A 21,079-nucleotide genomic window follows, 5' to 3' on the forward strand; every position below is an offset into this window, starting at 1 on the left:
TATGGAAGCAATAAGACAAACTGTTAAAGTTAAAAATCATACGATTAGCATCATTTTACCTGATAATTTTAATGCTGAAGAAGTAGATGTCATCATTTTACCATCTGAAAAGAAAGAATATTCAATTCCACAATGGCAAATCGATGAAGTAAGAGATCGAACTGAAAAATATTTAAAAAATCCGGAAAGTGCAACAAACATTGATGATTTTTTAAAAGAAATAGAAAATGAACTATAAAATAGTTATAGTTGATGAAGCTAAAATTGATTTTAGAAAGTCTATTAATTGGTACAAAGATATAAACCCAAAATTAGCTAAAAGATTTCTGGTATCATTCAAAGATGGTCTTGCCATAATAAAAAATAATCCATTACATTTTCAAACCCGTTATGATGATGTTAGAATAATAATGTTAACTACATTTCCTTATCTAATTCATTATTCAATCGATAAAATACCATAATTATCAAAGCCATTTACCATTCGTCGAGAGATAGCGAATTAAGTATTTTATAATAAATAACCTTGAGAAAAAACATTCAACATATTCAATTAGGGAATAGCCAAAAGGCAAAAGGCAAAGGTTTAGAAATTACAAATTTCCTAACCGCAGAAGGCATCGAACTAAAACCTTCCTATTCAGAGGCAGACATCGAGAACCTCGAACACATTGTTTTCGGAGCAGGCTTTGCCCCTAACCTTCGCGGTCCTTATGCCACGATGTATGTGCGTCGCCCTTGGACAATCCGTCAATATGCTGGTTTCTCTACTGCCGAAGAAAGTAATGCCTTTTACAGAAGAAATCTGGCTGCTGGCCAAAAAGGATTATCGGTTGCTTTTGATTTGGCTACACATAGAGGTTACGATTCAGACCACGAACGTGTAGTTGGTGATGTTGGAAAAGCAGGGGTAGCTATCGATTCGGTTGAAGATATGAAAGTCTTATTCGATCAGATTCCGTTGGATGAAATGTCGGTTTCTATGACGATGAACGGAGCGGTTTTACCAATCATGGCTTTCTATATCGTCGCTGCCGAAGAACAAGGTGTGGCTACTGAATTACTTTCAGGAACCATCCAAAATGACATTCTAAAGGAGTTTATGGTGCGTAATACCTATATCTATCCGCCAACGCCATCGATGAAAATCATTGCCGATATTTTTGAATATACCAGCAAAAAAATGCCGAAGTTTAATTCGATTTCTATTTCGGGTTACCATATGCAGGAAGCTGGAGCCACTGCTGATATTGAATTGGCTTACACTTTGGCTGACGGTCTCGAATACATCCGAACCGGTTTAGCAACAGGCATGAAAATCGATGAGTTCGCTCCACGCCTATCGTTCTTTTGGGCGATTGGTATGAACCATTTTATGGAAATAGCCAAGCTCCGTGCGGGTCGAATGTTATGGGCAAAACTATTAAAACAATTCAATCCCAAAGACGAAAAATCATTAGCGTTGCGTACACATTGCCAAACTTCGGGCTGGAGTTTAACCGAACAAGATCCCTTTAATAACGTAGCACGAACTGCCATCGAAGCAGCGGCTGCAGCCTTTGGCGGAACGCAGTCTTTACATACCAATGCCTTAGACGAAGCCATTGCGTTGCCAACGGATTTCTCCGCACGTATTGCAAGAAATACACAAATATTTTTACAAGAAGAAACCAAGATTTGCAAGACAGTCGACCCTTGGGCCGGCAGTTATTATGTAGAAAGCCTTACGGCAGAAATCACTAAGAAAGCTTGGGCATTAATTGAAGAAGTCGAAGAATTAGGCGGAATGACCAAAGCCATCGAAGCCGGAATCCCGAAACTGCGTATTGAAGAAGCAGCCGCACGTAAACAAGCACGCATCGATAGCTCACAGGATATTATTGTAGGTGTCAACAAATACCGTTTGGACAAAGAAGACCCTTTGCATATTTTGGATGTTGATAACCAAATGGTGCGTAAACAGCAAATCGAACAATTACAACACATAAAAGCCACTCGAGATGATGCTAAAGTGAAAGCATCTCTCGCTAAATTAACGCTGGCCGCCAAGGCCTGTATTGCCCCTGACATAAGTCAGGGAAATAAAAAAGATGAGAATAATTTATTATCTTTAGCCGTAGAAGCAGCCAAAAACCGAGCGACACTGGGTGAAATCAGTGACGCACTAGAAACAGTTTTCGGACGCTATAAAGCACAAATCAGAAGTTTCAGCGGTGTGTATAGTAAAGAAATCAAAAACGACGAAAGCTTTGAAAAAGCCAAACAATTAGCCGACGCTTTCGCGAAGAAAGAAGGCCGTCGACCACGTATTATGATTGCAAAAATGGGACAGGATGGTCACGATCGTGGTGCCAAAGTAGTAGCAACAGGATACGCAGATGTTGGCTTTGACGTTGATATTGGTCCACTTTTCCAAACCCCGCAGGAAGCAGCCAAACAAGCGGTTGAAAACGATGTACACATACTCGGAGTTTCTTCTCTCGCTGCCGGACATAAAACTTTAGTACCCCAAGTAATAGAAGAACTCAAAAACTATGGTCGCGAAGACATTATGGTCATCGTTGGCGGAGTAATCCCTGCCCAAGACTACCAATTTCTTTTTGATGCCGGAGCTGTTGCCGTCTTTGGTCCCGGAACCAGAATTAGCGATGCGGCGATTAGTATTTTGGAGGTGTTACTACAAGACTAAACCTGACAGGTTTAAAATCACGAGTGACTATCAAAACTTATGAAAATCCAATCCTTCCCTTCTATCTCTGACTCCAATGCTAAAATCCTGATATTAGGCACTATGCCGGGAGCACAGTCATTAGCGGTAAGTGAATATTATGGAAACCGGCGGAATCATTTTTGGCAACTATTGTTTACCCTTTGTAACGAGACCTACTCTACCGATTATCAGACAAAGAAAAACCTCATCCTCAATAATCATATCGCCTTGTGGGATGTCTTGCAGGCTTGTGAACGCGAAGGCAGTTTGGATAGCGCCATACTAAAAGAAGTTCCCAATGATTTTGTGGACTTCCTTAAAGCCCACCCACATATTACTCATATCTTTTTTAATGGGCAGCAGGCAGCCAAGTTTTTTAAAAAGTATGTCGCAGTTGACAGTAATTATACTTTAGTGACTTTACCTTCGACCAGCCCAGCGAATGCCGGAATTAATTTTGAAGGAAAATTAGCGACGTGGAGACAAATCTTTCAGGTTAAAATAAGTACACAAAAAGTGTAATACCGTTTAAAAATTCATTGCTATTTTCGCTTATATCTTACACATTTCAAAAAACCTATAATGAAACAATCCCGTCAGGGATGAAATATGGGTAGAAAAAAACAATCAACCAAACATCAAAATCCCTTTAGGGATGATATGCGGGTAAAATAAAATAAGCAATGATGGCCAACACCTACAACCAAATCCATATTCAATTTGTTTTTTCGGTAAAACATCGAAACGGATTAATCAATACCTCCTTCAAAGAAGCGCTATATCAATATATCGCCGGAATAATAAAATTCCATAATCATAAATTATTGGCGATAAACGGAATGCCGGATCATCTACACATACTAGTTGGAATGCGACCAACACAATCTATTTCCGACCTAATGCAGGATATAAAAGGAAGCTCTTCAAAATGGATAAATGAAAAGAAGTTTTTAAAAGTAAAATTTGAATGGCAGGAAGGATATGGTGCATTTTCTTATTCCAAATCTCAGGTTAACATAGTAATAGATTACATCAAAAATCAGGAGCAACATCATGCCAATAAAACATTTCAGGAAGAGTATTTAGAATTTTTGAAAATATTTGAGGTTGAATATGATGCAAGGTATATTTTTAAAGAACCAATATAATCATCCCGTTAGGGATGGAATAGGGGCTGATCAAATGCGACCAACAAATAAAATCCCGTCAGGGATGAAATCCGGGTAGAAAAAAATAATCAACCAAACGTCAAAATCCCGTAGGGATGATATATTATTAAACACACAACGATATGTTTTTATAAGCCGATACAGATTATATCATCCCTAAAGGGATTTCTCCTAAATACTAACCGTCCTACCCGGATTTCATCCCTAACGGGATTAATCACATTAGCATTATTCAAACCTGTCAGGTTTAGAAAACCCGCTAGGGATTTCTCCTAATACTAACTGTACTTTCCTGAAAAAGAGAAATCACTTTAAAAATGGCACAAAAATTAAAAATTTATTTTGGTTTACCTGCTGATGTTTTTCTTCACAGCGCTTGATGTATAAAATAAGCGCTTGTTTTCAAACTTGTTACTCCCTCTTTTTTATTAGCCATAATTGTTACCCTTACGGTGGAGAAGTTCTCGAGGCTGCGTCGACAAAATGTTGAAGCCTTATCAACAAAAACCTGAGGCTGCCTCGAGAGACGCAGGAGTCTTTGCAGGTTTAGGATTGAGTACCAAGGTAAGCGGTGCGGCGAGTAGTATTTTGGAGGTTCTGTTTCAAGAGTAAAACATTCTCGACAATCCTGTCATACCTCCCATTTGTCTTTCCCGCGAAGGCGGGAACCTATTTTGATGAACGCAACAATAAGCACTCACTTTTTGTGGGTGTTTTTTTTATTTAACCCATCTGATAACTTGTTGACAAGTACCTTTCGTTTGCTTACAATTGTAGGCGGGTCTATTCAAAAAAAAATAATAATTTTGAATATGACAATTGAAAAACTAATTTTAATTCTAGAAAAAAAGCCCAATTGCGGGTTCGAAATAACCAAACGAAAAGGTGTATTGACTAGTACTTGGGAAATTTATAGGAAGAAAAATTCCTTTTATTTTTTTGATGTCAATGAAAAAATAATTTTCGATGAAAACCATAAATATTCAAAAGAAGAACTTATTGAAGAATTTAAAAACTCACACTTCAAAATTGATTATGAGTTTGAATAAAATAATTTCTATAAATTAATTTGATATTGAATTCTTCTGTTTTTAATCCTCTCTTCCAATTCATCTAATGTTAAAAAAGCATATGAAGAACCTTTTTCATTTAGACTTACAAAGCAGAATCTAAATCTAGAACCAAGAATTTTACCAAAATTAAATTCATTTTCTGTGGCTCCAAAAAAGAACCCTTTTGGATTTTCAGGTAAATATTTTTTTGTTGTTTTCAATTCAATTAAAATGATATCTTCTAAATATGTTTGAATAAAACCTGTATCAACAACTTTACCTAGCATTTCTGGTATATAAATCAAATCAAAAGCTTGAAGAAATCTATGCTCAATTTTTAATGAGTCCAATAACTCTTTTTTAGTTATTAAATCGATTTTGAAAAAACCCGTATAATTTTCAATAAGATAATTAACTCCTTCTTTTTCGGTAACATTATTTGATAATGTCAATACAAATGAGTGCTTTCTTGACATTATTTTTCAGATTTTATTTCGTAATCACTATAACTAAGATTAGGGTTAACTATACTTAAATCCAATAATGCCGAAAGACTAATTTCAAAAACTTTAGCAAATACGGCTATGTTAGATAAAGAAATATTTCTTTCACCTCTTTCTATCATTCCAATATAAGTTCTATGAAATCCTGTTAAGAAAGATAATTTTTCTTGACTATATTCTTTTTGAAGCCTTAATTGCTTAATTCTATTGCCAAATTCTTTGAGTAGAAATTCATTTACCATTAAACAAAACTATACTTATTGTATTCAACGATCAACATACAATAAGTATCATATTTAAACTTAAGAATACAACCATGCATAACATTTAGTAATACTACCCTTTTTTCAACCATCCCGCAACACTCATTCTCCTCCCATTCGTAACCAAAACTTCATGTTCGAGCGCACTGCTTTTAAAGAAAACCGTTTTCCCTTGAGTGGGTGCAATCATTTGGTTGGCATTGGTTTGATAGACTAGTAGTTCTCCTCCATCCTTACCAACCCAATCCGGATTTAAATAACTAATCATCGAGTATTGTCGGCTGGCATTATCTTTAAATTGGTCGAGATGTTTTACATAAAAATCGCCCGCTTCGTATAGTGAGTAATGAAATTCATAACTCTGAATGTTGGCGTAACAAGTGGCGTTTAAGTGGGCCACAAAAGCATCCATCTTTTCAAAGAATTGGTTTTCATAAGGGTCATTGTGGGCTTTATCGAGCCAATAAATCCGGTCCTTGCGTATTAGCTGGCTATGCTTTAACAAACTATCATTACCAACACCTGCAGGCTTTAGTGCGTCATCCTCATGCAGCAACAATAAATTAGAAGCCAAGTGCTCACACAAGCCGTCACTTAAAAAGTGTTCAGAGATACCAATACCATTTGCCAAAAATCCTGCAATCAAGTCTTCAAAATCCGCTTCCATACTTCCACACCTGAATTGACAAGTTGTGGCAAGGTAGGTCAATTAAAAGCAGAAGTCTCACAAGGAACTAATAAAAAACTCCCAAGCGTTAACTTGGGAGTTTTCATATACTAGGTATACATCTTCTTTCTCATTTCCTGAATCTTCTCATCATCAAGATATTCATCAAAAGTCATATAACGGTCGATAACGCCGTTTGGTGTAATTTCTATAACCCGATTCGCAACCGTTTGTGCAAACTCATGGTCATGTGTAGTAAACAATACCGAACCTTTAAAGTTTTTAAGTGAATTGTTAAAAGCTGTAATCGATTCCAAATCTAAGTGATTGGTTGGCTCATCCAGCATCAAAACATTGGCACGTATCATCATCATTCGGGATAACATGCAACGCACTTTTTCACCTCCGGATAATACCGTACATTTTTTCAAAGCTTCTTCACCCGAGAAAATCATTTTCCCTAAGAAACCTCGAACATAAACCTCATCGCGCTCTTCCTCGGTTTTTACAAACTGACGTAACCAATCTACCAGATTCAGACTTCCGTCGGTAAAAAAGGGGCTATTATCATTTGGCAAATACGACTGATTAGTTGTAATTCCCCAATCAAAAGTTCCGGCATCCGCTTTTTGATTTCCATTTAATATTTCATAGAAAGCGGTCGTAGCACGTGAGTCTTTAGAAAACACAACTACTTTATCGCCTTTCGCCATATTCAAATCGACATTCTTGAACAATACATCGCCATCCGCTGAGGCAGCTAAGTTTTGCACATGCAGAATCTGGTCACCGGCTTCTCTTTCAACATCAAAAATAATCGCAGGATATCGACGACTTGAAGGTCTGATTTCGTCTAAGTTCAATTTCTCGATCATCTTTTTACGCGAAGTAGCTTGTTTCGATTTGGCTACGTTGGCACTAAAACGACGTATGAATTCTTCAAGCTCGGCTTTCTTTTCTTCTGCTTTTTTATTTTGTTGCGCTTTCTGTCTGGCGGCTAACTGACTTGATTCATACCAAAACGTATAGTTTCCTGAGTAATGATTGATTTTTGAAAAGTCAATATCCGAAATATGGGTACAAACCGAATCCAAAAAGTGACGGTCGTGAGATACCACAATTACAGTGTTTTCATAATTCGCCAGGAAATTCTCCAACCACGAAATCGTTTCAAAATCAAGGTCATTCGTAGGCTCATCCATTACTAATACATCAGGATTTCCAAACAACGCTTGCGCCAAAAGTACACGAACCTTTAGTTTTCCTTCCACTTCACCCATCAAAGTATAATGCATATCGGCAGGAATTCCAAGATTTGAAAGCATCGATCCCGCATCAGATTCGGCATTCCAACCGTTCATTTCCTCAAACTGTACCTGCAACTCTCCTATTCTATCAGCATTCGAATCATCATAGTCAGCATACAAAGCATCCATTTCTGATTTCACGGCAAACAACACTTTGTTCCCCATCATCACAGTTTCCAAAACAGTATGCTCGTCAAACATATTGTGATTTTGATTCAAGACCGACATACGTTTCCCTGGTTCAAGAAAAACTCTTCCTGATGTTGGGTCAATGTCGCCGGCAAGAATTTTAAGGAAAGTAGATTTACCCGCACCATTAGCGCCAATCACACCATAACAATTTCCTTGTGTGAAAGTAGTATTTACCTCGTCAAACAATATTCTTTTACCAAACTGAACCGATAAATTATTTACAGTTAACATGAATTATATTTATAAAATTTGGTGCAAAAGTAGTGAATAGTGTTTAGTTTTCAGTAGCAGTAATCCGTTTTTTGAAAGATGACCCATTCAGTTATGCCATTTCTGTCAATGAACGATTACAAATTTAAAGTTAAGTAAGAGGTGTATTTTTCATATTGTAAAGAAAGACCTGCTTTATTAAAAACAACTTTTAAATTAATTGTAGTAATAGTAATGTGAATTTAATCAAAAATTGAATTACAACGAAAATTTATGCAGTTCAACGAATAATTCTTTTGATAAGTCACAAGTCAAACAAAGTCAATCAGGCATTGGCTTATCCGTGTAATTATTTGTTTATGAAGTGTTTAATTTTATGGTAAATCACTTATCAACACTAATTTCTTCAAAAATAAATACGTTAAAACTTGTTTGTTTTTTCATTACTCATATTACATTCGCAATGGTTAACAACCCAAATTTATCATTTAAGCCATACCGCTAATTTTCAGCAACTTATTATCTTTAAAACCCTACAAACGTGAAATTGTTATAAATTCTACGCTAGGCTTTTTATTACATCATTTGCAAAAATTATGCATTTCATCGATTATTTTATGTTTTTTATCGATAAGATTGTTGTAGCCCCTAAATTTGAAATCTATTTAACCTAACTAATGTATTATGAAAAGATTTGTCTCCTTTACCTTACTAGTAGTCAGCAGCATGGCCATAGCGCAGAACGGAAATTCATTATGGAAAAACAACACAATAACAGCTAAAGCAAAAACCATTGGTGGTGCAAAATTGCCACAAAAAAATCTTTATGATTTAGACTTAAATGCATTACACCAAGTTTTGATGACCTCACCAAAACGAATGTTTAATGCACAAAAATCGAACACGCTGATAACACTCCCAAATGCAGAAGGTTCTCTCGAAGCATTCCGTGTGTTTGAAAATCCGGTTATGGATCCCGTATTGGCGGCAGAATACCCTGAAATTAAATCGTATGTTGCCGAAGGCGTTGAAAATCCTGGTACCAGAGTATATTTTAGTTTATCTCCGTTAGGATTTAAATCAATGACTTTAAAACCGGGAAAACCAATTGTATTTATAGAACCGGTTACCGCCGATATGAAAACGTACTCAGTATACAGTAAAATAGATTATAAAACCGCATTAACTACTATTGAATGCAGCGTAATTGACGAGGCTGTCAGCACTATTGGTAACACGGCATATGCCCGTCCAAATGCTGATGATGCTAAACTAAGAACATTCAGGTTGGCTTTATCGTGCACAGGAGAATACACCACCTACTTTGGAGGTACCAAAGCATTGGCCTTGGCCGGAATGAATAATACCCTAACGAGATGCAACGGAATATTTGAAACCGATTTTGGTTTGCGATTAGTCCTTATAGCTACAAACGATAATGTGATTTACACAAGCTCGACCACTGATCCCTATTCCGATTCCACCAGTATGTCGAATTGGAATTCACAGTTACAATCGACCTTGACCTCTGTTATTGGTGAGGCCAATTATGATATTGGTCACTTATTGGGCGCTACCGGTGGTGGTGGAAATGCAGGGTGCATTGGCTGTGTATGTATAAATGGTCAAAAAGGCAGCGGTTATACCTCGCCATCAAGCGGTATTCCGGCAGGAGATAATTTTGATATTGACTATGTTGCACATGAAATGGGACACCAATTGGGAGCCAATCATACGTATACACATATTACTGAATCAGGTACTGGTGCCCAAATGGAACCAGGAAGTGGTTCAACGATTATGAGTTATGCGGGAATAACAACAAAGGACATTCAACGTCATTCAGATCCTTATTTCCATGCCATAAGTATTCAACAAGTAACCAATAACATCAAAGCAAAAACTTGTCCTACGCTTACTAGTACCGGAAATGCTATTCCAACCGTAAGTGCCGGTTTGGATTATACTATTCCAAAAGGCACCCCTTTTATGCTTACCGGAACAGCTTCAGATGCTAATGGCGATGTGTTAACCTATGCTTGGGAGGAAATGGATTTAGGTTCGGCAACAACAGCTACGCCAACAGCAACAGCCACTTTAGGTCCCGTTTTCAGATCCTATACTCCTACTACTTCACCTACTCGCTATTTTCCAAGAATGGCAACTGTTTTAAGCGGTCTGACCACTACAGCGGGAACTGAAATTCCGTGGGAAGTAATGCCAACTGTGGGACGTGCTTTAAACTTCAGATTAACAGTTCGTGATAACAGAGCGGGTGGCCCGGCAAATAATAGTGATGATGTTATTGTAACGGTCAACGGAACTGCAGGACCATTCACAGTTAGTTCACCAAATACTGCCGTAAGTTATTCAGGAGGAAGCACACAAAGCATTACCTGGAATGTGGCAGGAACAACAGCAAATGGTGTGAATTGTGCCAATGTGGATATAGTATTATCAACTGACGGAGGATTGACTTTTTCAACCACTTTACTTTCAGGAACTGCCAACGATGGAGCTGAAAATGTTGTAATCCCAAATCTAGCTGGAACAACAAACCGTATTATGGTTAAAGGAAGTAATCATATCTTCTTTGATGTATCTGATGTTAACTTCACCATTACAAATGGTACCGCTGTTGCGGACACAATACCTCCAGCGGTTATTACAACACTTACAGCTTCAGGAACAACAGCAGTTTCTACAAATCTTTCTTGGACACCAACTACAGATAATGTTGGAGTAATAAGTTATGAAGTATATCAAAACGGTGTATTGAAAACTTCTACTACTACAACCACTGTTTCTCTGACCGGTTTACTATCGGCATCAACCTATACCTTTTATGTGGTTGCCAAAGATGCGGCCGGAAATACTTCGTCCGCGAGTAATATTGTTACTATAACAACACTTCCGGGTAGTGATACAACAGCACCATCAGCTACTACGCTTACAGCATCGGGTACTACAACAACTTCCACTAATCTTTACTGGACAGCAGCTTCTGATAATGTGGGTGTTACAGGTTATTCTATTTATCAAAATGGCGTCTTCAAAGCAACCATAACAGCAACAGCTTATGCAGTTTCGGGTTTATCAGCGTCCACCAACTATACCTTTTATGTGGTTGCCAAAGATGCGGCCGGAAACGTTTCACCTAACAGTAATATTGTTACTATAACAACACTTCCGAGTAGTGATACAACAGCACCATCAGCTACTACACTAACAGCATCGGGTACTACAACAACTTCCACTAATCTTTACTGGACAGCAGCTACTGATAATGTGGGTGTTACAGGTTATTCTATTTATCAAAATGGCGTCTTCAAAGCAACCATAACAGCAACAGCTTATACTGTATCGAGTTTGTCAGCGTCCACCAACTATACCTTTTATGTGGTTGCCAAAGATGCGGCCGGAAATACTTCGCCTGCAAATAATACGGTAAGTGTGACTACTTTAGCAAATGGCAAAACTTATTGTACGTCAACTGGAAGTGGTCGGGAATATATTAACGCATTACAATTGGGTTCAATTAATAACGTCTCTGGCAACAATGGCGGTTATGGAGACTTCACTTCGATGTCAACTAATTTATCTATAGGGACAAGCATTCCATTTTCTATAAGTCCGGCTTCGACAAGTTCAATGTATTTTGGAGCCTATTGCATTTGGATAGACTTTAATCAGGATGGCGATTTTGCAGATAACGGTGAACAGGTTCTAAGCGAATCTAAAACTAAAACAAAACTTATCAGCGGAAGCATTTTTGTTCCTACTAACGCATTGCCTGGTTCTACGAGAATGAGAGTGAGTATGAAAAATAATGCTTACCCAACAGCGTGTGAATCCTTTTCCTATGGTGAAGTGGAAGATTATACAGTAACAATTACAAGTTCGTGGAAAGCTGAAGAAGAAATCATTACAAAGTTGGATTTTAAATTATATCCAAATCCTGTGATAGGAGAGATACTAAATATTTCATCTTCTGACAATCTGACTGAGTTTAGGATTTTTGATATGATGGGAAAGGAATTAATCAAAAATCATTTAGAAGATAATTCTGTTTATGTTGGTACACTCCCATCCGGAATCTATTTAATAGAAATCACTGACGGTACTTCAACAAAGACAAAGCGCTTTATCAAACAGTAAGACTGCTTCATAAAACAACAAAGACCTCACCATAAGTGAGGTTTTTGTTTTAAAATCAAATTATGTTTTACTGATATCCTTAAGGAAATTTGCCTGAAAAAATGTTGGATAATTACTAAGAAAACAGCATATTTATCAGGGTTTAACTTTAACGATAGCTTAACAGTAAAATCCATTATATAGAAATATTTTTGTTTACTACTTTCGAATGATGCACAGTTATAGAAATATAAAGATTTTTACTTTTGTTCTCCCCTTGATTGCTCTTTTGAGTTCGTGTAAAAGCGAGTTTAAAGGTTGCGAAAATGTCGCTTATTTTGGTGGTGAAGTAGTAAATCCGAATAATCCTTATGTACTTTTCTGTAAAGACAATGAAGTCATTGACACCCTAAAACTTGACGAAAAAAATCGCTTTTTTACGCAATTCGACTCTTTGGCTCCCGGACTTTACACTTTTAAACACGAACCCGAATATCAATATGTATATTTTGATAAGAATGATAGTATAATGGTTCGTGTGAACTCAAAAGACTTTGACGAGTCGATTGTTTTTTGTGGTCGTGGCGAAGAAAAAAATAATTTCTTAATGGAAATGTATTTGAAAAATGAAAAGGACAAATACAAAATGTTTGAGTATTTTGATGATACTTTTGAAGACTTTTCCAAAGAAATAGATTCAACGTATGCCAAAGCAACTGCCTTTTATAATACAAAAAAGCAAGAAATTAAATGGAGCGATGATTTTGATCTTTTTGCCAAAGCTTCTTTAGATTTTAATTATTATTCCAAAAAAGAATTATATCCGTTGGTTCATAAAATAAGAACTGGCGAAGATATGATTGAAAAAATACCTGCTAATTATTACGATTACAGAAAGAAGATTGATTTTAATAATGCAGCACTTTCAAATTATGCTCCTTATGTGATGTATTTGTCACATATGCTTAACAATATGGGAACCATAAATTATCACAATCATTTTAGCGAAAAAGATTTGGCCTTGAAAACCAATATCAATAAAATGACCATAGCCGATACTTTGATTAAAAATGAAATGGTAAAAAACAATATTCTCAACAATATTGCTTTTACCTATTTGCTCGAAGATCAGAATATGGCTAACAACAATACCTTTTTAGATACCTATAAAAAACTTTCTACAGACAAGAGCCAAAAGAATGAAATAACAGCCATTTGCAACGCAATTCAAATGTTGAAAGTTGGTAATTCATTACCTGAAGTTCCTCTAATTGATTCAAACGGTATGCAAGTTTCGTTATCCAGTTTAACGAAACCAAATACTATATTTTTCTTATGGACTGAAAAGGCCAAGTCGCATTTAGAAGCGGTTCACATTAAAGTCATGGCACTAAAATCTAAATTTCCACAATATAATTTTGTGGCTGTAAATATTAATGACAGCAAAGAAGATTGGAAAAAAACCTTAGATAAATATAAATTCAAAGGCGTTACCGAATTGCATTGTTCCGATTTTGAAACGATAAAAAACAAATGGGCAATCAACAAAATACACCGCACCATAATTCTGGACAACAAAGGAGTAATTAAAAATGCATTTGCAAATATATTCGATTCGCAGTTTGAGGAGAACTTGAAGTAGATTATTAGATAAGTTAGATTATTAGAAATAAAAAGTCCCGATTAAATCGGGACTTTTTATTTTAGATATAGTAATCTGATTACTGATTCCCTTTAGCATAATCTGCTAAGAACTGAGCTAAACCAATATCAGTTAAAGGATGTTTTAATAATCCTGTGATTGATGATAATGGTCCGGTCATTACATCAGCACCAATTTTGGCACAGTTTACAACGTGCATCGTGTGACGAATAGAAGCTGCTAAAATTTGAGTTTCAAAAGCATAGTTATCATAGATATCACGGATTTCCTGTATCAATGCCAAACCATCTGTAGAACAATCATCTAATCTTCCTAAGAATGGAGAAACATAAGTTGCTCCGGCTTTAGCTGCCAATAATGCTTGTCCAGCAGAGAAAACTAAAGTTACATTCGTTTTAACTCCTTTATCTGAAAAATATTTACAAGCTTTTACTCCTTCTTTGGTCATTGGCAATTTTACTACGATTTGTGGATGCAAATCGGCCAACTCTTCACCTTCTTTAATCATTCCGTCATAGTCAACTGCATTAACTTCAGCACTTACATCTCCATCAACAATATTGCAAATGTCAACGTAGTGTTTCAGGATATTGTTTTTTCCTGTGATTCCTTCTTTTGCCATCAACGAAGGATTTGTCGTCACGCCATCAAGTACGCCAATTGCTTGCGCTTCTTTGATATCGCTTAAATTGGCGGTGTCAATAAAAAATTTCATAGTTTGATTTGTTTATATATATAATTGTTGTGTTTCCTAAATTGTAGTGCAAAGTTACAATTAATTTTAAGTTGCTGAGTTACTGAGAACCTAAGTTTCTGAGTTTTTTTTACTCAGTTACTAAGCCACTCAGCTACTAAGGCACTCAGAGCTTATAATGATTCATCAACATACTTTCGTAAATTCTATCAGGCAAAATTCGTTTTAAAACGATAGAAAACTTTTGCATAAAAGCTCCAATTTTATAATGCAACTTTGGGTTTTTATCTTCAATGATATGATACACTTCTTTGGCAAAATCATTTGGATCATCACCGCTATGCAAATGGGAATTCATCATGCCGAGTGTATTCTCATAAGCCGTTTTATAAACAGAACCTTCCAGTAATGGTGCATGATAACGATGAGCCGCAATATCTGTAGCAAATTCTCCTGGTGCAATATTGACAATGTCTATCCCGAAAGGTTTTACTTCAATGCTTATCGCTTCCGAAACCAATTCGAGTGCCCCTTTTGAAGCCGAATAAATACCGCGATAAGGCAATCCCATATAACCCGCAATAGAAGTAATGTTGATTATCAAACCTGATTTTTGTTCACGCATTTGTGGTAAAACGGCCTTAATCACTTCAATCGGCCCAAAGAAATTGGTTTCGAAATTATTTCGCATTTCATCCGTTGGTGTTTCTTCTATTGGTCCCGTAATCCCAACACCGGCATTATTGATGACTATATCAATTCTTTTAGAAATGGAAATTACTTTGGCAATCGCATGCTGAATACTTTCAACGCTTCGAACATCCAAAGCAATCAAAGGAAATACAGAATTCGTGATTTTCGCCGGATTACGACTCGTACCGTAAACTGTAAATCCTTTATGAAATAAAAACTCGCCTATGGCTTTCCCTATTCCGGAGGAACCGCCTGTGATTAATACTACTTTGCTCATTTTTAAAAAGATAAAAGAGAATAGAATATAGAGAATAGACTGTTTATCTTAAGCTGAATCTCTATGCTCTATTATCTATGTTCTATATTCTTATTTTTTGATGTTAAAGATAAAATGTTTTACCTCAATTTTATACCTAATCCGTAACTTTCGCTGAGAAGAATTTTACCATTTACTATTTCACTTCCTTTAGCAATGTCATTCGCAATTAAATTGGCTCCATCCAAATCGGCATAATCACAAAATGGAGCTAAAGTTGCTCCTGCGGAAATTCCAATGGTAGATTCGGTCATACAACCAATCATAATTTTATAACCCATTTCTTTGGCTATAGAGATCATTTCCACAGCTGGTGTCAATCCACCACATTTTACTAATTTGATATTGATGCTTCGATAATGTTTTTTCAAATCTTTTAAAGCAGAAATATCCTGGCAATCTTCATCCGCCATCCAATTGGCAAATTTATCAACATGCAAAACCTGATAATTATCCAATCCGGTTTTCATTGGTTGCTCCAAATAAGCAAATTTTGAAATAGCTTCGTTGTTTTCTAGCCAAAGGCAATTTTCTTTGGTGAAACTTCCGTTTGAATCAAGCGCAATAGTTGCATCCAATTCTAATAATTTAGAAATAGTATTTTCATCAAAATGATTGCATTTGACTTTAAATTTTGTCCAAAAAGATTTATCAATTTTTTTGATTTGATTTTCAACAGTATCTACGCTAATGGTAATCGAAGATTCTGGAAGTTTATTGAAATCGATTTTATTTAATTCCAAAAAGCTTTTCTTTTCAAGTTTACCAAACAAATCCCAATAAGCGCAATCTAATGCCGAACGCAAAAAACTTGGTAAATCTAATTTCAAAAGGAAAGCATAAAAATCGGCTGGATGTATTATATTTTGGCTTTTAATCTGTGATTTTATTTTGGATAAAATAGCTTCGAAATCCGCAAGACTGATGTGATAATAATCTATAGATGTACATTCGCCAAAACCTTTACTCCCAGTCTTTTCAAGTGTTACGATTAAAGCTTCTCGGTGTGAATAATTTCCATAAGCAATGGCGAAGGTTTCCTTGAGTTGAAATCGTAATATTTGCCATGATAAAATCATATGGTGTAAAAATAAAAAATCCCGATAACTTCGGGATGCTTTTTTAAAAAAAATGGCAAGCGACCTACATCGCACCGCTCAACCACATACCTTTGCTATGTTCCCATCCTGGAGGATTTTGCAGGAGCTGGTCGTGTAGGACTTGCCGGTGCAAATATACAATCTTTTTATTTTTTTGCAAGAATTTAAAAGCTTTATAAATATATTTGTGAGTGAAAAATTAATAATACCAAATGAAACTTTATAACCCGTTAATTACCATTTTATTAGCTATAAGCATTGCCGGTTGTGGCGATAGTCAAAAAGATAAAGAAAACTATTTTAGCTTTGATGAAGGCAATTTAAAACCTATGTATCAGGCGACAGACAAAGTCGATTTGACATTGGTAAACAATAAAAACAAAACCATTGACAGCGTTGCTTATTTTGTAAATGATAAAAGAATTTCATCTGTGAAAGGCAGTGTAAAATTCACTTTGGATTTGAGTGGCAAAAAATTAGGTTATCAAAATGTGAAAGCTTTGGTTTATTTTGAAGGCGATACGGTATCCACCAAAACCCGAGTTGAAGTGGCTTCGGGAATTGTTCCGAAATTATTGAAATATACCGTCGTGAACACCTACAATCACGATGTGAATGCTTTTACAGAAGGATTTGAATTCTTCCGTGACACTCTAATAGAAAGCACAGGACAAAATGGTAAATCGTATTTTGCCAAAATTGACTATAAAACCGGAAAAGTTTATAAAAAAGTGGACATTGACCAGCAATATTTTGGTGAGGGAATTACTGTTATCAACAACAAAATCTATCAATTAACTTGGCAAAATGAAACGGGTTTTATTTATGATGTCAACACCTTGAAAAAGCTAAAAACCTTTACGTTTGATAAAAAAGTAGAAGGTTGGGGAATGACAAATGACGGCAAAAACATTTATCATTCGGACGGAACGGAAAAGATTTGGACAATGGATCCTGAAACGCAAAAGCTCACTGATTTTATCAACGTCTATACAAACGACAGTAAAATTAAAGCTGTCAATGAACTGGAATGGATAAATGGCAAGATCTATGGAAACATTTGGCAAAAAGACGCTATAGCCATCATCAATCCGCAAACCGGAGCTGTTGAAGGCGTATTGAATTTAACAGCTTTAAAAGCTAAAATAACCAATAGTGGAGCAGATGTTCTAAACGGAATAGCTTATAATAAAAAAACAAACACCATATTCGTAACCGGTAAAAACTGGAACAAAACTTTTGAACTTAAGGTTTCAGAATAACTATTTAAATTTACTTTTCTAAAACTGAAAATAGATAAACGAACTGCCGCTTTCTTGTGCCCAAATAAGCAATAACAACATTCCTGACCAAACAATGCTAAGCCAAAACCACGAGAGTTTGTAAGCAACATCGAGTACTTTGGTGTTTCGTAAAAACCAATGAAACAATACTATAAAAGGGATGATAATGGCCACTTTCAAAATGGCTAAAGTGGTTAACAATGGTTTTCCATCAGCCATTCCAAACATAGATTGCAGTAACGCCCATGAACCTATAAAAGTTTTAGAACGAAAGAATACCCATGTAATATTGACTAACATAAAGGTTAGCATCGCATAACAAAAGTTGGTTAACGTGTTAGCTGATGTATTGCTTTCAGGCTTCACTCCTTTTCTATCTTTAAAGAATTTTTCCACCCAAAGATACAAACCATGTAATCCGCCCCAAACTACAAAAGTCCAATTGGCACCATGCCATAAACCCCCCAAAAGCATCGTCATCATTAATGCAAAATACATTTTAGCTTTTCCGTTACGACTTCCTCCTAACGGAATATATAAATAATCTCTTAGCCAACTCGATAAAGTAATATGCCAACGACGCCAAAAATCTGTAAACCCAATTGCTGCATAAGGATAGTTAAAGTTCTGAGGCAATACAAATCCAAGACACAACGCCACGCCAATAGCACAAGTAGAATACCCTGCAAAGTCCAGAAAAATTTGCCCTGAAAAAGCAAGAACGCCAATCCATGCATCTAACATGGGTAACATATCATGGCTATCAAAAACCGAATCAGCTGTGGATGACAACATACCATCAGCTAAAACTACTTTCATAAACAAGCCTAAAGTCAACAGCAGTAAACCATCCATCATTTGCTTGCGCGAAGCCACTCTTGGGCTTTCAAACTGTGGTACTAATTGTGGTGGTCTAACAATTGGACCGGCAACCAAGTGTGGAAAGAAAGTCACAAACAAAGAGAAATCCAATAATGATTTAACAGGTTTGCTTTCTTTTTTATACATATCAATAGTATAACACAAAGTGGTAAATGTATAAAACGAAATCCCTGCAGGAAGAATAATATTTGGTTTAGCCGGATTGAAATCAAATCCAACTACATGACTCAATGCCACAAAATTGTCTAACAAAAATGTTCCGTATTTGAAAAAGCAAAGCATTCCCAAATTACCAATCAAACTAACGACTAATAAAAGTTTCTTTTTATGTGGATTCTCTTGGGTATATAACGCTCTACCAACATAAAAATCAATAACGGTGGACATCCATAACAGCAAGATAAACGGTGGATTCCATGCAGCATAGAAAATATAACTGGCTAATAATAGGTTTACTTTTTTGGTTTTCCAGGGAATTGGCAAGTTGTGCAGAAAAAGTATCAGTATAAAGAAAGCGACGAATGTATAAGAATTAAATACCATAATTGCTCGGGTTAGTTAGTTTGTGAATTTTTAGATTGCAAATCGGTAAAGCCTTTCTGTTTACCCAATTCATTAAAAAATGCTTTGGTAAAGAGTACAGCATCTGAAAGTTTCAAATGCGAAAATTCCGGACAATCAAAATGATCCATTGCCGGATAACCCATAAAATGAATTCCCTGACAATCTGTTTCTTTTAGTAACCTTTCCCAAAACTTGTCTCTTGGGAAACCCATACTTTCACCTTTATAGTAATCACCGCTTGATGGCGTTCTCACAAATACTACTTCTCCTCCACGCGCTTTTATTTTATTGATATTTTCGGTAACCGATTTAAAGATGGCATCATAGACTTTTGGTGGCGTTGGTGGTGCGCTCATCGCCATTTTGGCGAAGAAAACCCAATTGCTTTTTACCTGATTAATTTCAGCAGTGTTTGCTACAAACTCATCAGTCATATAGTGTTGTCTATCAAAAGTAATCATAGAAAAATTTCTTGGAAAATAAGGCATCATAAAAACCCCAGGCCTGCTTTGTATCCCCAAGCCATCAAGTTGTGCGTTAAGTGAAAAATAATCCTTGTTTAAAAACACAAACTGCGACTCGAGGACTTTGTTTAACTCAAAACTGGCGAGTTGGGCAGGAGTCCGGTCATGAAAATATTTTATACGTTCAATAGCTGTTTCCAAATTTGGCGGCGCCATAGAAAAAAACAAACCTTCAGTCACATCTATAACTAACTTTCCTTTAAAGTTTGGGTCGTTAGCTAAATCTTCTAAAATAGGTCGAGGACAACTTCCTTCAATTGCTAATTGTATCGGATGCACATTGGTCAAACTCTTCCATGTAGCCATATCAAGGTCATACTTGATGCGTGACGAACCAATAAAAACAATAGCTTTATCTGATGGTTCATAAACCATCGCACGCTTGTCTGACCAAAGCGGTGGCCCATCATCATAATCTATGACGACGCCTTTATTCCGCAAATAAATTTCAAAGCTTAAGACAATAGTGACTACAATAACTAAAGTTAAAATAGCCGATTTGAAAAGAGATTTTTCGTTCATAATGTTACAGTTGATTTGATACAGCGTTATAAAATCTAATCAAGTGGGGAAATGATTAGTATTGATTTTATTGCAATCTGTATCAAATTTAACAATTTAATTATTTGATAAATTAACAGTTAACTTTATTTATGAACTATTTTCTTGTTAATAAGTTGGTTTTCGTAATATATTAACCACTACTTGTATTCATTAAGTAGACAAAATCTGCATAATTGAATTGCAAAATAATTAGTAAAATTTAGCCACAGATTCTCAGATTAAAAAATGATTTAAAATCTGTGAATCTGTGGCAAATAATAAAAACACTGCTTTTGCTCTACGGTTTCGCTATTGGAATTACTCGGCTGAAACAGGATTGATTATTGCTGTGATTTTCGAAATGCTATTGGCAGGAAATCCACCTTGGCTAGCATGTTCTTTTATTAGTTGTTCGTTTGGTGCAATGTAGACACAGTAAATTTTATCACCGGTAACAAAACTTTCCACCCATTGGATTTCTGATCCTAATTTACTTAAAACACCGCAAGAGGTTTGTGAAATTCCTTTTAACTGCTCTGGAGTTAAATTACCCGCACCTGGAATTTCTCTTTCAATAACATACTTTGTCATAACTTTTTAGTTTTAA

General features: G+C 36.0%; 19 protein-coding genes and 1 other RNA gene. 9 read left to right on the plus strand and 11 right to left on the minus strand.

The genetic code is table 11. The features are described 5' to 3' along the window. Position 1: 1 nt before the first annotated feature. The 6 genes from RMN97_RS02050 (at position 2) to RMN97_RS02075 (ending at position 4,928) form a co-directional block, all read left to right on the plus strand. Complete coding sequence (locus RMN97_RS02050; RefSeq protein ID WP_309612859.1) at positions 2 to 238, plus strand: hypothetical protein; 237 nt, start codon at positions 2 to 4, stop codon at positions 236 to 238. Continuing rightward, positions 228 to 464 (plus strand): type II toxin-antitoxin system RelE/ParE family toxin, encoded by a 237-nt coding sequence (locus RMN97_RS02055; protein WP_309612860.1) that lies wholly within the window; start codon positions 228 to 230, stop codon positions 462 to 464. Before RMN97_RS02050 ends, RMN97_RS02055 begins: the two co-directional genes overlap by 11 nt. Positions 465 to 526: 62 nt before the next feature. Then, positions 527 to 2,689, plus strand: coding sequence for a methylmalonyl-CoA mutase (gene scpA / locus RMN97_RS02060; protein WP_309612861.1), 2,163 nt, complete (start codon positions 527 to 529; stop codon positions 2,687 to 2,689). 39 nt (positions 2,690 to 2,728) lie between these two features. Further along, positions 2,729 to 3,232: a DNA-deoxyinosine glycosylase gene (locus RMN97_RS02065; RefSeq protein ID WP_309612862.1), complete on the plus strand. Its 504-nt coding sequence runs from the start codon at positions 2,729 to 2,731 to the stop codon at positions 3,230 to 3,232. Between the two features lie 164 nt (positions 3,233 to 3,396). Continuing rightward, complete coding sequence (gene tnpA, locus RMN97_RS02070) at positions 3,397 to 3,858, plus strand: IS200/IS605 family transposase (protein WP_309612863.1); 462 nt, start codon at positions 3,397 to 3,399, stop codon at positions 3,856 to 3,858. Between the two features lie 698 nt (positions 3,859 to 4,556). Beyond that, entirely contained in the window at positions 4,557 to 4,928 is a 372-nt protein-coding gene (locus RMN97_RS02075) for a hypothetical protein (protein ID WP_309612864.1), read from the plus strand. A gap of 8 nt (positions 4,929 to 4,936) precedes the next feature. Here RMN97_RS02075 and RMN97_RS02080 read toward each other — a convergent pair whose 3' ends face one another. The 4 genes from RMN97_RS02080 to RMN97_RS02095 all read right to left on the minus strand — a co-directional run bounded on the left by RMN97_RS02080 (position 4,937) and on the right by RMN97_RS02095 (position 8,094). Then, complete coding sequence (locus tag RMN97_RS02080) at positions 4,937 to 5,407, minus strand: hypothetical protein (protein ID WP_309612865.1); 471 nt, start codon at positions 5,405 to 5,407, stop codon at positions 4,937 to 4,939. Further along, complete coding sequence (locus RMN97_RS02085; RefSeq protein WP_309612866.1) at positions 5,407 to 5,676, minus strand: helix-turn-helix transcriptional regulator; 270 nt, start codon at positions 5,674 to 5,676, stop codon at positions 5,407 to 5,409. The genes RMN97_RS02080 and RMN97_RS02085 overlap by 1 nt, the downstream gene beginning before the upstream one ends. Before the next feature lie 94 nt (positions 5,677 to 5,770). Then, positions 5,771 to 6,406 carry a 2OG-Fe(II) oxygenase gene (locus RMN97_RS02090; protein WP_309612867.1) on the minus strand — a complete coding sequence of 212 codons (636 nt, stop codon included), beginning with the start codon at positions 6,404 to 6,406 and terminating at the stop codon, positions 5,771 to 5,773. Between the two features lie 68 nt (positions 6,407 to 6,474). Continuing rightward, positions 6,475 to 8,094, minus strand: a complete 1,620-nt coding sequence (locus RMN97_RS02095; RefSeq protein ID WP_309612868.1) for an ATP-binding cassette domain-containing protein — start codon at positions 8,092 to 8,094, stop codon at positions 6,475 to 6,477. A 663-nt stretch (positions 8,095 to 8,757) separates the two neighbouring features. On the opposite strand from RMN97_RS02095, the gene RMN97_RS02100 reads away from it, so the two are divergent. Beyond that, the gene (locus RMN97_RS02100; RefSeq protein WP_309612870.1) at positions 8,758 to 12,231 is read left to right on the plus strand and encodes a reprolysin-like metallopeptidase; all 3,474 of its coding nucleotides are present in this window, start codon (positions 8,758 to 8,760) and stop codon (positions 12,229 to 12,231) included. A 208-nt stretch (positions 12,232 to 12,439) separates the two neighbouring features. After that, complete coding sequence (locus tag RMN97_RS02105; protein ID WP_309612871.1) at positions 12,440 to 13,852, plus strand: thioredoxin-like domain-containing protein; 1,413 nt, start codon at positions 12,440 to 12,442, stop codon at positions 13,850 to 13,852. A gap of 79 nt (positions 13,853 to 13,931) precedes the next feature. On the opposite strand, the gene fsa is transcribed toward RMN97_RS02105, so the two are convergent. The 4 genes from fsa to ffs all read right to left on the minus strand — a co-directional run bounded on the left by fsa (position 13,932) and on the right by ffs (position 16,803). Further along, the gene (gene fsa / locus RMN97_RS02110; RefSeq protein WP_309612872.1) at positions 13,932 to 14,588 is read right to left on the minus strand and encodes a fructose-6-phosphate aldolase; all 657 of its coding nucleotides are present in this window, start codon (positions 14,586 to 14,588) and stop codon (positions 13,932 to 13,934) included. 145 nt (positions 14,589 to 14,733) lie between these two features. Continuing rightward, complete coding sequence (locus RMN97_RS02115) at positions 14,734 to 15,537, minus strand: SDR family oxidoreductase (protein ID WP_309612873.1); 804 nt, start codon at positions 15,535 to 15,537, stop codon at positions 14,734 to 14,736. Between the two features lie 119 nt (positions 15,538 to 15,656). Beyond that, a complete protein-coding gene (locus RMN97_RS02120; RefSeq protein ID WP_309612874.1) occupies positions 15,657 to 16,655 on the minus strand; it encodes an enolase C-terminal domain-like protein in 999 nt (332 codons plus the stop codon). 50 nt (positions 16,656 to 16,705) lie between these two features. Then, positions 16,706 to 16,803: signal recognition particle sRNA small type (gene ffs / locus RMN97_RS02125), an RNA gene on the minus strand. 85 nt (positions 16,804 to 16,888) lie between these two features. Here ffs and RMN97_RS02130 point away from each other — a divergent pair. Continuing rightward, a complete protein-coding gene (locus RMN97_RS02130; protein WP_309612875.1) occupies positions 16,889 to 17,938 on the plus strand; it encodes a glutaminyl-peptide cyclotransferase in 1,050 nt (349 codons plus the stop codon). An 18-nt stretch (positions 17,939 to 17,956) separates the two neighbouring features. Here the strand turns inward: RMN97_RS02130 and RMN97_RS02135 are convergent, their stop codons facing one another. The 3 genes from RMN97_RS02135 to RMN97_RS02145 form a co-directional block, all read right to left on the minus strand. Next, positions 17,957 to 19,384: an MBOAT family O-acyltransferase gene (locus RMN97_RS02135; protein WP_309612876.1), complete on the minus strand. Its 1,428-nt coding sequence runs from the start codon at positions 19,382 to 19,384 to the stop codon at positions 17,957 to 17,959. An 11-nt stretch (positions 19,385 to 19,395) separates the two neighbouring features. Beyond that, positions 19,396 to 20,451 (minus strand): hypothetical protein, encoded by a 1,056-nt coding sequence (locus RMN97_RS02140; RefSeq protein WP_309612877.1) that lies wholly within the window; start codon positions 20,449 to 20,451, stop codon positions 19,396 to 19,398. Between the two features lie 339 nt (positions 20,452 to 20,790). Next, the gene (locus RMN97_RS02145; protein ID WP_309612878.1) at positions 20,791 to 21,063 is read right to left on the minus strand and encodes a DUF4242 domain-containing protein; all 273 of its coding nucleotides are present in this window, start codon (positions 21,061 to 21,063) and stop codon (positions 20,791 to 20,793) included. Positions 21,064 to 21,079 lie beyond the last annotated feature (16 nt).

Source organism: Flavobacterium sp. (genome assembly GCF_031381455.1).
Classification (GTDB): Bacteria; Bacteroidota; Bacteroidia; order Flavobacteriales; family Flavobacteriaceae; genus Flavobacterium.

Coding starts and splice junctions, on each gene's coding strand:
- RMN97_RS02115 (WP_309612873.1), bottom strand. CDS start 15,537: ATGAGCAAAGTAGTATTAATCACAGGCGGTTCCTCCGGAATAGGGAAA.
- RMN97_RS02130 (WP_309612875.1), top strand. CDS start 16,889: ATGAAACTTTATAACCCGTTAATTACCATTTTATTAGCTATAAGCATT.
- RMN97_RS02120 (WP_309612874.1), bottom strand. CDS start 16,655: ATGATTTTATCATGGCAAATATTACGATTTCAACTCAAGGAAACCTTC.
- RMN97_RS02100 (WP_309612870.1), top strand. CDS start 8,758: ATGAAAAGATTTGTCTCCTTTACCTTACTAGTAGTCAGCAGCATGGCC.
- RMN97_RS02095 (WP_309612868.1), bottom strand. CDS start 8,094: ATGTTAACTGTAAATAATTTATCGGTTCAGTTTGGTAAAAGAATATTG.
- RMN97_RS02050 (WP_309612859.1), top strand. CDS start 2: ATGGAAGCAATAAGACAAACTGTTAAAGTTAAAAATCATACGATTAGC.
- RMN97_RS02080 (WP_309612865.1), bottom strand. CDS start 5,407: ATGTCAAGAAAGCACTCATTTGTATTGACATTATCAAATAATGTTACC.
- RMN97_RS02055 (WP_309612860.1), top strand. CDS start 228: ATGAACTATAAAATAGTTATAGTTGATGAAGCTAAAATTGATTTTAGA.
- RMN97_RS02065 (WP_309612862.1), top strand. CDS start 2,729: ATGAAAATCCAATCCTTCCCTTCTATCTCTGACTCCAATGCTAAAATC.
- RMN97_RS02145 (WP_309612878.1), bottom strand. CDS start 21,063: ATGACAAAGTATGTTATTGAAAGAGAAATTCCAGGTGCGGGTAATTTA.
- fsa (WP_309612872.1), bottom strand. CDS start 14,588: ATGAAATTTTTTATTGACACCGCCAATTTAAGCGATATCAAAGAAGCG.
- RMN97_RS02105 (WP_309612871.1), top strand. CDS start 12,440: ATGATGCACAGTTATAGAAATATAAAGATTTTTACTTTTGTTCTCCCC.
- RMN97_RS02135 (WP_309612876.1), bottom strand. CDS start 19,384: ATGGTATTTAATTCTTATACATTCGTCGCTTTCTTTATACTGATACTT.
- RMN97_RS02075 (WP_309612864.1), top strand. CDS start 4,557: ATGAACGCAACAATAAGCACTCACTTTTTGTGGGTGTTTTTTTTATTT.
- RMN97_RS02140 (WP_309612877.1), bottom strand. CDS start 20,451: ATGAACGAAAAATCTCTTTTCAAATCGGCTATTTTAACTTTAGTTATT.
- RMN97_RS02085 (WP_309612866.1), bottom strand. CDS start 5,676: ATGGTAAATGAATTTCTACTCAAAGAATTTGGCAATAGAATTAAGCAA.
- tnpA (WP_309612863.1), top strand. CDS start 3,397: ATGGCCAACACCTACAACCAAATCCATATTCAATTTGTTTTTTCGGTA.